This window comes from Xenophilus azovorans DSM 13620, assembly GCF_000745855.1.
GTDB classification, from domain to species: Bacteria; Pseudomonadota; Gammaproteobacteria; order Burkholderiales; family Burkholderiaceae_C; genus Xenophilus; species Xenophilus azovorans.
The window spans coordinates 208,168-220,983 of record NZ_JQKD01000007.1 but is presented as its reverse complement, the minus strand read 5'-3'; the positions used below and the strand labels follow the sequence as shown (position 1 = coordinate 220,983).

The following is a 12,816-nucleotide window of genomic DNA, read 5'->3' as shown; positions in this document are numbered from 1 at the left end:
GCAGGCGCACCGTCGAAAGGGGTATCCGCATGAAGGCCGTGAGGTACATCGGAGCCGGGCGTCCCCCGGAAATCGTCGACCTGCCCAGGCCGGCGCCCGGCCCCGGCCAGGTGCTGGTGCGCATCGCGGGGGCGGGCGTGTGCCACTCCGACCTGCACGTGCTGGACCACGGCCTCGGGCCGCTCGGCCCCTTCACGCTGGGCCACGAGAACGCGGGCTGGATCGAGGCCCTGGGCGCCGGCGCCGCCGGCTGGAAGGAAGGCGACGCCGTGGCGGTCTACGGCCCCTGGGGCTGCGGCGCGTGCCGCACCTGCCAGGCCTCGGCCGAGAACTACTGCGAGCACCATGCCAGCATCCCGATGATGGGCGGCGGCCTGGGCTCGGACGGCGGCATGGCCGAATACATGATCGTGCCCTCGCCCCGCCTGCTGGTGCCCCTTGGCCGGCTCGACCCGGCCAAGGCGGCGCCGCTGAGCGACGCGGCGCTCACGCCCTATCACGCGATCAAGGCTGCGCTGCCCTGGCTGACCCCGGACGCGACCGTCGTCGTGATCGGCATCGGCGGCCTGGGCCACATGGCCGTGCAGATCCTGCGGGCGCTCAGTTCGTCGCGCATCATCGCCGGCGACATCGACGGCGCGAAGCTGGCGCACGCCCGCGCGCTGGGCGTGGCGCACACCATCGACACCCGAGACCCGGAGCGCGCCGCCGAGGAAATCCGCGCCCTGGTCGGCGAGCGCGGCGTGACGGTGGCGCTGGACTTCGTCGGCGCCCAGCCGACGCTGGACCTTTGCAGCAGCATCGTCGGCCGCGCCAGCCGCATCGCCATCGTCGGCCTGGGCGGCGGCACGCTCCACTACGCCCAGGGCAGCCCGCCCTTCGGCTGCGAGGTCAGCATGCCCTACTGGGGCTCGCGCACCGAACTGATGGAAGTCATCGCGCTGGCCGGGCAGGGCCTCATCCACGTGGAGACGGAGGTGTTTCCGCTGGAGGACGCCCTGGACGTGTACCAGCGCCTGCGCGAGGGCCGCATCAAGGGCCGCGCCGTGCTGCGGCCCTGAGCGCGCGGCCCGGATCATCGAGCCCATCCTTGCACGCACACGGGAGAACCGTCGACGCGCATCGCACGCCACGTGCACCCTGCCGCTTCTCCCTCCTTCAGGAAAGCCAGCGCTTCCAGAATGGCTTGGAGGGCGCCGCGGCCCGTGATGCGGGCGGCGCGGATGCCGGCACGCGCCCCTGTGCCCGCTGTTGTGCGGCATCGAGCACCGCCAGCAGCGCCGGGTCGCGCGGCGTCTTGAGGAAGCGCGCATAGGCCGGGTAGCTGGTCACGCCCTTCATGTGCAGCGCTTCCGGCATCGGCGGACAGGGTCCGTTGCCCAGCAGCACACGCAGCGCCGTCGTGCGGTCGCGCCGGATCGCGCTGCTGATGGCCGTCTCGCCCGACGAGGGAACGATCTCGTTCGCCCCGGCCACGCCGGCGGCCAGCAGGCTGCGCACGGCATCGGCGTCGCCGCGCTCGGCGGCGTCGCCCAGGGCCTCCAGCGCCGCGATCTTCTCGCTGGAAAGACTGGCGAGGTAGGCCTCGCCGCGCCGGTCGTCCGCGTCGCGCGCATCGCCGCCTTCGATGGTCAGGAAGTCCGTGACCAGCGCCACGGGCTCGCCCGCGGCGTCGAGCGCCCAGAAGCTGGGATAGCTGCCGTCTCCCCAGCCGGACCGGAAGACCACCACGTTGTTCGCCGAGCCCTGCCCGAGCGGGTAGTGGTCGGCCATGTCGCCCTCGCCCAGCTCGGGCGCGAGCACGTCGTCGTAGTAGCTCACGTAGCCGGGCGCCGCCGACTCGAGACTGTCGCGCTCGCCGATGGCGGGCCCGGTCTGCGCGTCCATGAAGCAGCCCATGCCCGCATCGACCGGATAGCCGTAGAAGGCGTCGCCGGCCAGCATGTCCGCCGACTCCCCGTCGAGCAGCGCAGGCTCCCAGTGCAGCGCGGCCGCGTCGAGGCCGGCACGCTCGCGCAGCCACAGCACCGCCAGCGTGGGCACGCTGCCCAGGATCACGTCCACCGCATGCCCGCCGCGCTGCGCCACTGCGCGCGCGAAGGCGGGCCGCTCCGGCTGCACCAGCGGGTCGCAGGCCACGATGCGGCCGCTGGTGATCTGCAGCATGCCGGCGCGTTGCCGGCTCAGGCGCCGCTGCCCCAGCGCCGCGTCGTCCAGGAAGACCGATCGCAGGTTGTCGAGGTCGATGTAGGCCATGCGCGGCATGCTACGCCGCCGCGCGGCGCCGGCCGACGCCCGCGCGTCACTGGACCAGCTTCACGCCGGTCTTGCCCTGCACCTCGTCGAAGCTCACGCCCTCGGCCAGCTCGATCACCTTCAGCCCCTGCGGCGTGACGTCGAACACGCCCAGGTCGGTGATGATGCGGTCCACCACGCCCACGCCGGTCAGGGGCAGCGTGCACTGGGGCAGGATCTTCATGTCGGTGGTGCCGTCCTTCTTCTTGGCGACGTGCTCCATCAGCACGATCACGCGCTTGACGCCGGCCACCAGGTCCATGGCGCCGCCCATGCCCTTGACCATCTTGCCGGGGATCATCCAATTGGCCAGGTCGCCCTTCTCGCTGACCTGCATGGCGCCGAGGATGGAGAGGTTGATCTTGCCGCCGCGGATCATCGCGAAGCTCTGGTCGCTGCCGAAGATCGCGCTGCCGGGCAGCGTGGTCACGGTCTGCTTGCCGGCGTTGATGAGGTCGGCGTCCACCTGGTCCTCCGTCGGGAAGGGGCCGATGCCGAGCATGCCGTTCTCGCTCTGCAGCCACACCTCCTTGTCGCCGACGAAGTTGGCCACCAGCGTCGGGATGCCGATGCCGAGGTTCACGTAGAAGCCGTCTTCCAGTTCCTGCGCCGCGCGCGCGGCCATCTGGTCTTGGGTCCAGGGCATGTGAGGCTCCTTCTTACTGCTTGCCGTTGTTCTTGATGGTGCCGGGCACTTCGCTGCCGGCAGCCGCCTGGGCGATGGCGGCCTGCGCCTGCACCTTGGCGCTGGCGGCGTCCGCCGGCGCGGCGGCGCTCAGGGTGCGCTTCTCGATGCGCTTCTCGGGGTTGGCGTTGAGCACGATGCGGTGCACGTAGATGCCGGGCAGGTGGATGTCGTCGGGCGCCAGCTCGCCCACCTCGACGATCTTCTCGACCTCGACGATGCACACCTTGCCGGCGGTGGCCGCGGCCGGGTTGAAGTTGCGCGCGGTGAGGTTGAAGCGCAGGTTGCCGGACTTGTCGGCCACCGCTGCCTTGACCAGCGACACGTCGGGCACCAGCGAGCGCTCCATCACGTAGGTCTCGCCGTCGAACTCGCGCAGCTCCTTGCCCTCGGCCACCTGGGTGCCCACGCCGGTCTTGGTGAAGAAGGCCGGGATGCCGGCGCCGCCGGCGCGCAGCTTCTCGGCCAGCGTGCCCTGGGGCGTGAACTCCAGCTCCAGCTCGCCCGCCAGGAACTGGCGCTCGAACTCCTTGTTCTCGCCGACGTAGCTGGCGATCATCTTCTTGATCTGGCGCGTCTCCAGCAGCTTGCCGAGGCCGAAGCCGTCGACGCCCGCGTTGTTGGAGACGCAGGTGAGGTTCTTGACGCCGCTTTCCTTGAGCGCCTCGATCAGCGCCTCGGGGATGCCGCACAGGCCGAAGCCGCCGACGGCCAGCATCTGGTTGTCGGCCACGACGCCGGCCAGGGCCGACTTCGCGTCGGGATAGATCTTGTTCGCCATGGTGCCTCGCTCTTCGATGAAGGGATTGAACGGTGATGGTGACGGAGGATGGACCGCCTCGGACGATACTACGTATCCACATACGTAGTATTTCGTAATGGACAGCCCCGAGAAAGCCGAGCCCCCCGCCGCCATCGACTACCGGCTCGCCTTCGAGCACGCGCCGGTGGGCATGGTGCTGTCGCGCCAGCGCATCATGGTGGACTGCAACGCGCGGCTCACCGAGATGTTCGGCGCCACGCGCGAACAACTGGTGGGCCAGTCCTTTCGCGTGCTGTACCCCAGCGTGGCGGAGTTCGAGCGCATCGGCCGGCGCATGGAGCCGATCCTCAACGCCAGCGGCCACTATGCCGACAACCGGATGATGCGCCGCGTGGGCAGCCTGCACGGCATGCGCGCCGGCGAGACCTTCTGGTGCCACGTCACCGGCCGCGCGCTCAACCGCGAGGCGCCGCACGCCGCCGGTATCTGGACCTTCGAGGACCTGGGCGCGCGCCGCGCCGACAAGGCCGAGCTGACGCCGCGCGAGCGCGAGGTGGCGGCGCACCTGATGCGCGGGCTGACCAGCAAGGAGATCGGCCGCGCGCTGGGCATCAGCCACCGCACGGTGGAGATCCACCGCGCCCGGCTGATGCGCAAGTACGCCGCGGCGACGACTGCGGCGCTGGTGCAGAAGCTGCTGGCGGCCTGAGGCGGCATCCACGCCGCCGCCGGGGCCTTCGAAATTTCTCCTCGATTGCTCCCGACCATCCGTCGCGCCGGCGCGAGCCGGCTCGACGAGAGAGGACAGGATGCCATCACGGACGGAACTGCAGGGCCGGCGCAGGCTGGGCGCCGCGTGCGCGGCCGCATCGCTGCTGGCGCTGGCCGGCATGGCCGGCGCCGCCGCGCGACCGGACTGCTCGGTGGCGCTGTACGGCGACTCGATCCTCCACGGCGGATATGGCGGCATGAAGCGCCTGCCCGATCCACCCGCGACCATGCTGCGCCGCATGCGGCCCATGTACCGGGTGGACGAGCACACCATCCCCGGGGACAGCGCGCACGCGCACCTGGCCCAGTTCATCCACACGCCGCTGACCAGCCGCATCGTGGTGCTGCAGTACGGCATCAACGATGCCGGCCAGGGCCACGACTATCGCACCGCCCTGGAGACGATGGTGGCCTATGTGCGCTCGCAGGGCCGCACGCCGGTCGTCACCGGGCTGTCGCGCGTGACCGGCGGCATTCCCCGCCGCGACGCCTACGACGCGGTGGCGCGGCAGGTCGCCGCCGCCGACGGCGCCGCCTTCGCGGACTGGGGCGCCGTGCGCTTCGCGCCGGCGGACATGGCCGACCCCGTGCATCCCGGGCCGTCCTATGCGCGGAGACTGACGCAGCAGCTGGTACGCGCGCTCGACGCCGTCGCGCCCGAATGCGCGGGCCGCGGCGGGCCGGCGGGCGCGAACGCGTGGCTCGCCGTCCTGTTCACCCCCTGGCTGCGGCCGCGCCGCGGCCGCACGGCACCGTCCGGCACGCCGCAGTCCTCCGCGGCCGCTGCATCGCATGCGTTCCGCGCCGCATCGAGCGAACTGTGGCCGCTGGTCGAGCTCGCCGCCCGCGAGCGCCTGTGCGAAGTCCACGGCGCGGCACCCGGCTGCGCCCTGCGGGTGCGCGGCACCGAGTCCGAGCTGCACGCCCTGCTGTCGCACTTGGCCGCGGTCGTCCGGCAGGGGCTCGGCACGCAGGCGCGGCCGCACGTCGCGGCCACGGTGCAGGCAGCGCAGGCCGTGCTTCACTGGGCCGCGCCGGACGGCACCGGCGAGGACGACGAAGCGCCTCGGCTGGCGCAGCTTTTCTCGCGCCTGGCGAGCACCACCGCTGCGCCGACGGCGGCGGAACGCGCGCTGCACCAGAGCGTGCACGCTGCGCTGCGCATCGTGCACCGCTGCGGCGGGCGCCTCTACGCCGCCCCTTCGCCGCTGGCGCGGATGGGCCTGACCCTGCGCCTGCCGCTGGCAGAAGGAGAGCATCCGCCGCTCCAGGAGCCGAAGGCATGAGCCGGCCTCGTCATCCGGCATCGGTCCGCCGGGCGCTGGGCATCGCCGGCGCCGTCGGCCTGCTTGCCGCCAGCAGCTGGCTGACGGCCGCGCTCGGCTCCGGCGACGCCCGTCCACACCCCGGCACGCTCGCACCGATCATGTCGACCTCCGGCGCCGCGCCGCGCCTGGCGCGGCTTGCCGCGTTCCTGCGCTGAGATGCGCCCACCGCGATGGCGTTGGCCGGCGCCGCTTGCCCCACAATTCCGGCGGATGCCCCCTGCCCTGCTGCGGCTCACCCTCAGCCGCAAGATCTTCCTGGCGCTGGCCACGATGCTCGTGGTGCTGCTGATCACCTTCGCGGCCTTCTCCATCCTCGGCCTGCAGCGCGGCCTGGGCTCCTACGTCGCCGAGATCGAGATCGGCCGCATGGACAGCCTGGCGCAGCGCCTGGCGAGACACCATGCCGCCCAGGGAAACTGGGACCGGCTGCGCGGCGATCCCGGCCTGTGGGAACGCCTGCTGCTCGGCACCGCGGACGGCGTGGACACCGGCTCCCCCGTGCCCGCCGACCCACGCCTGCCGCCCTGGTACGCGCCGCGTGCGCCCACGGTGGGCACCGGCCCGCGGCCCGACCCGCTGCTGCACCTGTCGCTGCCGCCGCCCCCGTTTCCCTTGCCCGGCGGCCCCTGGACGGACATGCCGCCCCGCCCGCCGCAGGTGCTGCGCCGGCTGGCGCTGCTGGACGCGTCGGGTGCGCACGTCGCCGGCGCGGCGCTGGACGCCGCCGCGGCGGCGCGCCTGCCGCTGCGCGAGAACAACCGGCTGGTGGGCTACCTGGCACTGGCGCCGGTCGAGGCGCTGCACAGCGAAGCCCACCGCGCGTTCCTCGCGCGCCAGCGCTGGCTGATGGCCACCACCGGCCTGGTCGGCCTGCTGCTGGCGCTGGCGATGTCGTGGTGGCTGGCGCGCCGCTGGCTCGGCCCCATCGACGAACTCGCGCAAGCCGCCAGGATGATCGCGCGCGGCCGGCTGCACGCGCGGGTGCCGGCGCACGGCAGCGACGAACTGGCGGCCCTCGGCCGCACCTTCAACGCCATGGCCGCGCGGCTCGACCGCATCGAAACCCAGCGCCGCGCCTGGCTGGCCGACGTCTCGCACGAGCTGCGCACGCCGCTGGCGGCCATGCGCGCCGAGATCGAGGCGCTGCAGGACGGCGTGCGCAGCTTCGACGACCGTACCGCGCTGCGGCTGCATCGCCAGGTCATGCGTCTGGGCCAACTGGTGGACGACCTGCGCAGCAGCATGCAGGGCGGCGAGGCCGAGCTGCGGGAACGCGCGCCGGTGTACCCCCTGGCCGTGCTGCGCGAGGCCCTGGCCGCCATGCGCGAGCGCTATGCGCAAGTCCGCCTCGCGATCGATGCGCAGGCCCTGGACGCACTGGCGGCGCAGCAGCCCGCGCCGATGCTCGAGGGAGACGCGCGGCGGCTGCACCAGGCCTTCATGAACCTGCTCGAGAACACGCTGCGCTACACCGACCCCGGCGGGCAACTGACCGTCGGCGCGCATATCGAGGACGGTGGCGAGCCGCGCCTGGTGCTGAGCTTCGACGACACGGCGCCGGCAGCCGCGCCGGACGAACTGCCCCGCCTGTTCGAGCGTCTCTATCGCGGCGAGGCCTCGCGCAGCCGCGAGTCCGGCGGATCGGGCCTGGGCCTGTCGATCTGCCGCGCCATCGTCGAGGCGCATGGCGGCTTCATCGACGCCCAGCCTTCCGCGCTGGGCGGCCTGTGCATCACGCTGGCGCTGCCGCTGGCCGCCACCTGAACACCATCCGCGACATGAACACACGCGTGCTGATCGTCGAGGACGATCCCGACATCGCCTCCGTCCTGGACGACTATCTGCGGCACGCCGGCTACGAGACCGAGCACGCCGGCGACGGCGCGACGGCGCTGGAGCGCATCCTGGCGCACCCGCCCGACCTGACCCTGCTGGACATCATGCTGCCGCGCATGGACGGCCTCGCGGTGCTGCGCGAGGCGCGCCGCCGTACGCAGCGTCCGGTGATCCTGCTGACCGCGCGCATCGAGGAGGTGGACCGGCTGATCGGCCTGGACCTGGGCGCGGACGACTACGTGTGCAAGCCCTTCTCGCCGCGCGAGGTGGTGGCGCGCGTGCGCGCCGTGCTGCGGCGCGGCCGGCAGCCGCCTGTCGGCGAAGGCGCCGGCGGCGCTGCCGGACTGGTGCTCGACGAGTCTCGCTGGCAGGCCTCGCTGCGCGGCGAGCAGCTCGCGCTCACGCGGCGCGAGTTCCGGCTGCTCGACGTGCTGTCGAGCAAGCCGGGCCGGATATTCAGCCGCTCGCAGTTGCTCGACCTGGCCTACGACGACGCCGACGTGACCGAGCGGGCCGTGGACAGCCACGTGAAGAACCTGCGCCGCAAGCTGGCCGCCGTGGCGCCGGAGCACGAATGGATCCGCTCGGTCTACGGCGTGGGCTTCTGCCTGGAGCTTCCTGCCGCCGAGGCGTGAAGCGGCGCGGCGGCTCCGCCACGCACCGCCGTCAACCGGGCTGGCGCACCAGCTCGCGCAGCCAGTCGCGGCACTGCTCGGCCGCCTCGACGGGCCACTCCACGCTGACGGTGCGGTCGAGCTGCCGCACCTCGACGCGGATGCAGCGGCCGGCCGCGGCGGCGTGGCCGTTCGCACGCGCCGGCCTGCCGCCGCCGAGCAGGCGCGACCAGAAGCCGCCCTCCTCCACCTCTGCGGGTTCCGCGACGCTGACGGCCTGGACGGGCACGGCGGGTGCAGGCGCCGGCACGGCGGCAGGCGACGGGGCCGGTGCAGGCTTGTGCGCCACCGGCGGCACAGGCGCCGCGGCAGGCGCCGCCGCCGGCAGCCCTCCGGCCTCGATGCGCGCCTTCAGGTTGGCGCCGAACTCCTCCCACAGCCGGTCGGCCTTGGTCTTCATCACCGACAGGCCGAAGGTGCCCAGGCGGCCCAGCAGGTCCACGCTGACCTTGATGCGCAGCTCGGTGCCGCCGTCGGCCGTGGGCGTGAGGAAGACCTCGCTGCGCTGCTTGAGCGAGCTGGCGACGGATGCGTCCTCGCCCGTGCCCTCGGCGCACAGGTACTCCGGCGCACGCTGCTCGGTGATGTGGGTGCGCAGCTTGAACTTGGCGCTGATGAAGGCGATCTTCTGGTGCATCACCGCCACGTATTCCGTGGGGCTGACGACGTCGATCGACTTCATGCCGGGCACGGCGCCGGCCATCACCTGCGGGTCCAGCAGCAGGGCCCACACCTGCTCGCGCGGGGCCGACACGGCCAGGGTCTTCTCAATCTCCATGGTTCATCTCCTCGGCCGCGTGCAGCACCGACTCCACGATCTGCGTGTAGCCGGTGCAGCGGCACAGGTTGCCCGACAGGCCGTGACGCACCTCGTCGCAGCTCGGCCGGGGGGTGTTCTTGAGCAGGTCGCACGAGGCCATGATGAAGCCCGGCGTGCAGTAGCCGCACTGCAGGCCGCCGCACTGCATGAAGTTCTTCTGCAGCGGGTGCAGCTCGTCGCCCTGGGCCAGCCCTTCGATGGTGGTGAGCTCGCGGCCCTGCACCTGCACGGCCAGCATCAGGCAGGACTTGACGACCTCGCCATCGAGCAGCACCGAGCAGGCGCCGCAGATGCCCGTCTCGCAGCCGCGCTTGGTGCCCGTGAGGTGCAGGTCGTCGCGCAGGAAGTCCGCGAGCAGCCGGCGCGCGGGCACCTCGACGCTGTGGGCCTCGCCGTTGACGGTGCATTCGATGCGGTGGGTGCTCATGCGGCAACTCCTTCGTCGATCGACAGGCCGAACAGCTCGGCCACTGTGCGGCGCGCCACTGCGCGCACCATGTCGCGGCGGAATTCGGCGCTGCCGCGCAGGTCTTCCACGGGCGTGATGTCCTGCGCCACGATGTCGGCCACCTCGGCAGCGACCTCGGGCGTGATGCTTCGGCCTTCGAGGAAGGCTTCGGCGCGCCGCAGCCGCGTGGGGATGGGCGTCGATGCACCGACGGCAATGCGCGCCTCGCGGCACAGCGCGCCCTCGCGCCGCGCCACCAGGGCGACGCTCGCCAGCGGCCGGTGCTCCGCCGCCGTGCGCAGGAAGCGCGAGTACACCCCCTCGGTGCCGGCGGCCAGCGGCGGCACGCGGATCTCCAGCACGATCTCGTCGGGCTCCAGCGCCGTCACGTAGTAGTCGACCAGGAATTCCTCGATCGAGAGCACGCGCTCGCCGCGCGCGCTGCCCAGCACCACCTGTGCATTCAGCGCCATCAGGCAACCGGGCGGGTCGGTGGACGGGTCGGCATAGCAGAGGTTGCCGCCGATCGTGCCCTGGTTGCGCACCTGCGGGTTGGCCACGCGCGCCGCCATGCTCGCCAGCACCGGCGCGTGCTGCCGCACCAGGGGCGAGCGCGCCACGTCCGCATGCCGCGCCAGCGCGCCGATGCGCAGGCCCTGCGCCGCGTCGAAGCCGATGCCGCGCAGGCGCTCGATCCCCGCCACCGAGATCAGATGCGTCGGCGCCAGCATGCGCTGGCGCATGCCCAGCATCAGCGCAGTGCCGCCGGCGATCACGCGCACCTCGTCGCCCAGGTCGGCCAGCATGCGGCTGGCTTCCTCGACCGAGGCGGGCTCCAGCCAGTCGAACTCACGCATGGACCGCTCCTTCTTCTTTTTTCCTGGCGCGCAGCGCGGCCAGCACCTTCTCGGGCGTGATGGGCAGCTCGGTGATGCGCACGCCCACCGCGTCTTCCACCGCGTTGGCGATGGCCGGCGCGCCGGGCAGGATGGCCGTCTCGCTCGCGCCCTTGGCGCCGTAGGGGCCGTTGGGGTCGTTGGACTCGACAAGGCCGCCGCGCAGCTCGGGCAGCGCGTCGGCGGTGGGCAGGGTGTAGTCGGCGAAGTTGCCGTTGGCCAGGCGCCCGCTCTCGTAGTGCAGCTGCTCGTACAGCGCCCAGCCGATGGCCTGCGCCGCGGCGCCGTTGGACTGGCCGTGCACGGCGATCGGGTTGAGCGCCTTGCCGCAGTCGTCGGCGACGTAGCTGTCGAGCACGGTCACGCGGCCGGTCTCGGTGTCGACCTCCACCTCCACCGCCTGGGCGGCGTAGGAGTAGGCCGGCGCGATGTTGCCGTAGAGCTGGTCGTCGTGCATCACGGTCTTCGGGTCCCAGGTGCCGCTGACCTGGATGCCGCCGCCGCCGTGGCGCCAGACGGCCTGGCGCGCCAGCTCGGCCAGCGTGGCGCGCTGCTCGGGCCGGTCGGTGACGAACACCGCGCCGCCGCCGATGGACAGCTGCGCCGGCTCCACGCCCCAGCGCGGCGCGGCCAGCGCGAACAGCTCGTCGCGCGCCTTGCGCCCCGCCACGATGGCGGCGTTGCCGCCCGACATGGTCACGCGCGAGGCCAGCGTGCCCACCGCCACCGGCGCCACGTCGGTGTCGGGCGGCACGACGTGCACGTCGGCCAGCGGCAGGCCCAGTTCGTGCGCGACGATCTGGCTGAGCATGGTGGACGCGCCCTGCCCCATGTCGCACTCGCCGCTGATGACGTTCACGCGCCCGTCCTCGTTGATCTTCACGACGACGGTGGAGCCGTCCCAGTTGCCGATGGTGCGGTTGCCGCTGACGTGCATGGCGGCGGCCATGCCCACGCCGCGGCGCTTCACGCCGGCGGCCCTGGGCGCGCCGCGCTTGGCAGCCCAGCCGATGGCCGCGGTCGCCTGCTCGATGCATTCGACCAGCCCGTTGCTGCCGATCTGCCAGCCGTGCACCGAGACCCCGCCGGCCGGCAGCACGTTGCGCCGGTGCACCTCCACCGGGTCCAGGCCGAGCTGGCCGGCCATGACGTGGATGTGGCTGTTGAGCGCGAACAGCATCTGCGTGCCGCCGAAACCGCGGAAGGCGCCGCGCGGCGGGTTGTTGGTGTAGTACAGCGTGGCATGCGAGCGCACGTTGCCGTTGCGGTGCATGTTGTCGCTGCGCATGGCGCTCACGTGCATCACGTCGCCGGCCAGGCCGGCGTAGGCGCCGCACTCGGCCAGGATGCGCACCTCCTTCGCGACGATCAGGCCTTCGCGGTCCATGCCCAGCCTGAGCGTGATGCGCTCCGGCACGCTGGCGCAGCAGGCCTGGAAGTCCTCCAGCCGGTTGTTGACCAGGCGCACCGGGCGCTTCGTCTTCAGCGCCAGCAGGCCGGCGACGAGCTGGTTGTCGTCTTCCACGATCTTGCCGCCGAAGCCACCGCCGGTGGTGGCCTGGATCACGCGCACGCGCGAGACCGGCAGGCCCAGCGTGGCCGCCACCTGCATGCGCACCAGATTCACGGCCTGGGTGGAAGTCCACAGCACCAGGCGGCCGTCCGGATCGAGCGCGGCGACGGTGGCCATCGGCTCCATGTAGCCGGGGTACTGCGAGTGCGTGCTGTAGGTGGCCTCGTGCACCAGATGGGCCGAGGCGAAGGCGGCGTCCACGTCGCCGCGCTCGAAGCGGATCTCGTGGCCGACGTTGTTCTCGCGGCCCGGGTGCACGGTGGGCGCCTCCTCGTCCATCGACTCGTCGATGCTGAGGATGGCGGGCAGCTCCTCGTACGCCACCTGGATCAGGTCGAGCGCGTCGCGCGCGATCTCCTCGGTGAGGGCGGCCACTGCCGCCACCTCCTCGCCGCAGTAGCGCACCACGCCTTGGGCGAGCACGGCGCGCTCCTTGTGGTGCACGCCCCAGAGCTGGGCCGGTGCGTCGTCGCCCGTGAGCACCGCCTTCACGCCCGGCAGCGCGCGCGCCGCCGAGGTGTCGATGGACACGATGCGCGCGTGTGGGTAGGGGCTGCGCAGCACCTTGCCGTGCAGCATGCCGGCCACCTTGATGTCGCCGGCGTAGATCGCGCGGCCCAGCACCTTGGCCCGGGCCGTCACCTGCGGAATCTCCACGCCCAGCGTGGAATGCGGCTGCGCCGGCTGCACGCCTTCCGGCACGGCCTTGGCAAGCGGCTTCATCGCG

13 protein-coding genes are annotated in these 12,816 nt (G+C 72.5%); 6 read left to right on the top strand and 7 right to left on the bottom strand.

Translation table 11 applies throughout. From position 1 onward, the window contains the following. The first annotated feature begins 29 nt into the window (after window positions 1-29). On the top strand, window positions 30-1,061 hold the full coding sequence (locus Q392_RS06765; protein WP_038203401.1) for an NAD(P)-dependent alcohol dehydrogenase: 1,032 nt from the start codon (window positions 30-32) through the stop codon (window positions 1,059-1,061). Between the two features lie 97 nt (window positions 1,062-1,158). Here the strand turns inward: Q392_RS06765 and Q392_RS06760 are convergent, their stop codons facing one another. Genes Q392_RS06760 through Q392_RS06750 form a run of 3 tightly spaced genes read right to left on the bottom strand, consistent with a single transcriptional unit; the run spans window position 1,159 to window position 3,761 of the window. Beyond that, on the bottom strand, window positions 1,159-2,256 hold the full coding sequence (locus Q392_RS06760; protein ID WP_038203638.1) for a DUF4241 domain-containing protein: 1,098 nt from the start codon (window positions 2,254-2,256) through the stop codon (window positions 1,159-1,161). A gap of 46 nt (window positions 2,257-2,302) precedes the next feature. Further along, on the bottom strand, window positions 2,303-2,941 hold the full coding sequence (locus Q392_RS06755) for a 3-oxoacid CoA-transferase subunit B (RefSeq protein WP_038203398.1): 639 nt from the start codon (window positions 2,939-2,941) through the stop codon (window positions 2,303-2,305). Window positions 2,942-2,954: 13 nt separating this feature from the next. Continuing rightward, window positions 2,955-3,761, bottom strand: a complete 807-nt coding sequence (locus Q392_RS06750; RefSeq protein WP_038203395.1) for a CoA transferase subunit A — start codon at window positions 3,759-3,761, stop codon at window positions 2,955-2,957. 97 nt (window positions 3,762-3,858) lie between these two features. Between Q392_RS06750 and Q392_RS06745 the strand changes: the two genes are divergently transcribed. The 5 genes from Q392_RS06745 to Q392_RS06725 all read left to right on the top strand — a co-directional run bounded on the left by Q392_RS06745 (window position 3,859) and on the right by Q392_RS06725 (window position 8,313). Next, complete coding sequence (locus Q392_RS06745; protein WP_051953014.1) at window positions 3,859-4,452, top strand: LuxR C-terminal-related transcriptional regulator; 594 nt, start codon at window positions 3,859-3,861, stop codon at window positions 4,450-4,452. Between the two features lie 100 nt (window positions 4,453-4,552). Next, a complete protein-coding gene (locus Q392_RS06740; protein ID WP_038203392.1) occupies window positions 4,553-5,800 on the top strand; it encodes an SGNH/GDSL hydrolase family protein in 1,248 nt (415 codons plus the stop codon). Continuing rightward, window positions 5,797-5,997, top strand: a complete 201-nt coding sequence (locus tag Q392_RS06735; RefSeq protein WP_038203390.1) for a hypothetical protein — start codon at window positions 5,797-5,799, stop codon at window positions 5,995-5,997. The genes Q392_RS06740 and Q392_RS06735 overlap by 4 nt, the downstream gene beginning before the upstream one ends. Before the next feature lie 55 nt (window positions 5,998-6,052). Next, window positions 6,053-7,606 (top strand): ATP-binding protein, encoded by a 1,554-nt coding sequence (locus Q392_RS06730; protein WP_245610655.1) that lies wholly within the window; start codon window positions 6,053-6,055, stop codon window positions 7,604-7,606. A 14-nt stretch (window positions 7,607-7,620) separates the two neighbouring features. Continuing rightward, the gene (locus tag Q392_RS06725) at window positions 7,621-8,313 is read left to right on the top strand and encodes a response regulator (protein WP_038203388.1); all 693 of its coding nucleotides are present in this window, start codon (window positions 7,621-7,623) and stop codon (window positions 8,311-8,313) included. Window positions 8,314-8,344: 31 nt separating this feature from the next. Here Q392_RS06725 and Q392_RS06720 read toward each other — a convergent pair whose 3' ends face one another. Genes Q392_RS06720 through Q392_RS06705 form a run of 4 tightly spaced genes read right to left on the bottom strand, consistent with a single transcriptional unit; the run spans window position 8,345 to window position 12,812 of the window. Then, window positions 8,345-9,130: an SRPBCC family protein gene (locus Q392_RS06720; protein WP_038203386.1), complete on the bottom strand. Its 786-nt coding sequence runs from the start codon at window positions 9,128-9,130 to the stop codon at window positions 8,345-8,347. Next, the gene (locus Q392_RS06715) at window positions 9,120-9,599 is read right to left on the bottom strand and encodes a (2Fe-2S)-binding protein (protein ID WP_038203383.1); all 480 of its coding nucleotides are present in this window, start codon (window positions 9,597-9,599) and stop codon (window positions 9,120-9,122) included. The genes Q392_RS06720 and Q392_RS06715 overlap by 11 nt, the downstream gene beginning before the upstream one ends. Continuing rightward, complete coding sequence (locus tag Q392_RS06710) at window positions 9,596-10,477, bottom strand: FAD binding domain-containing protein (RefSeq protein ID WP_038203380.1); 882 nt, start codon at window positions 10,475-10,477, stop codon at window positions 9,596-9,598. Before Q392_RS06710 ends, Q392_RS06715 begins: the two co-directional genes overlap by 4 nt. Then, window positions 10,470-12,812: a xanthine dehydrogenase family protein molybdopterin-binding subunit gene (locus tag Q392_RS06705; protein ID WP_051953011.1), complete on the bottom strand. Its 2,343-nt coding sequence runs from the start codon at window positions 12,810-12,812 to the stop codon at window positions 10,470-10,472. Before Q392_RS06705 ends, Q392_RS06710 begins: the two co-directional genes overlap by 8 nt. Window positions 12,813-12,816: the final 4 nt, after the last annotated feature.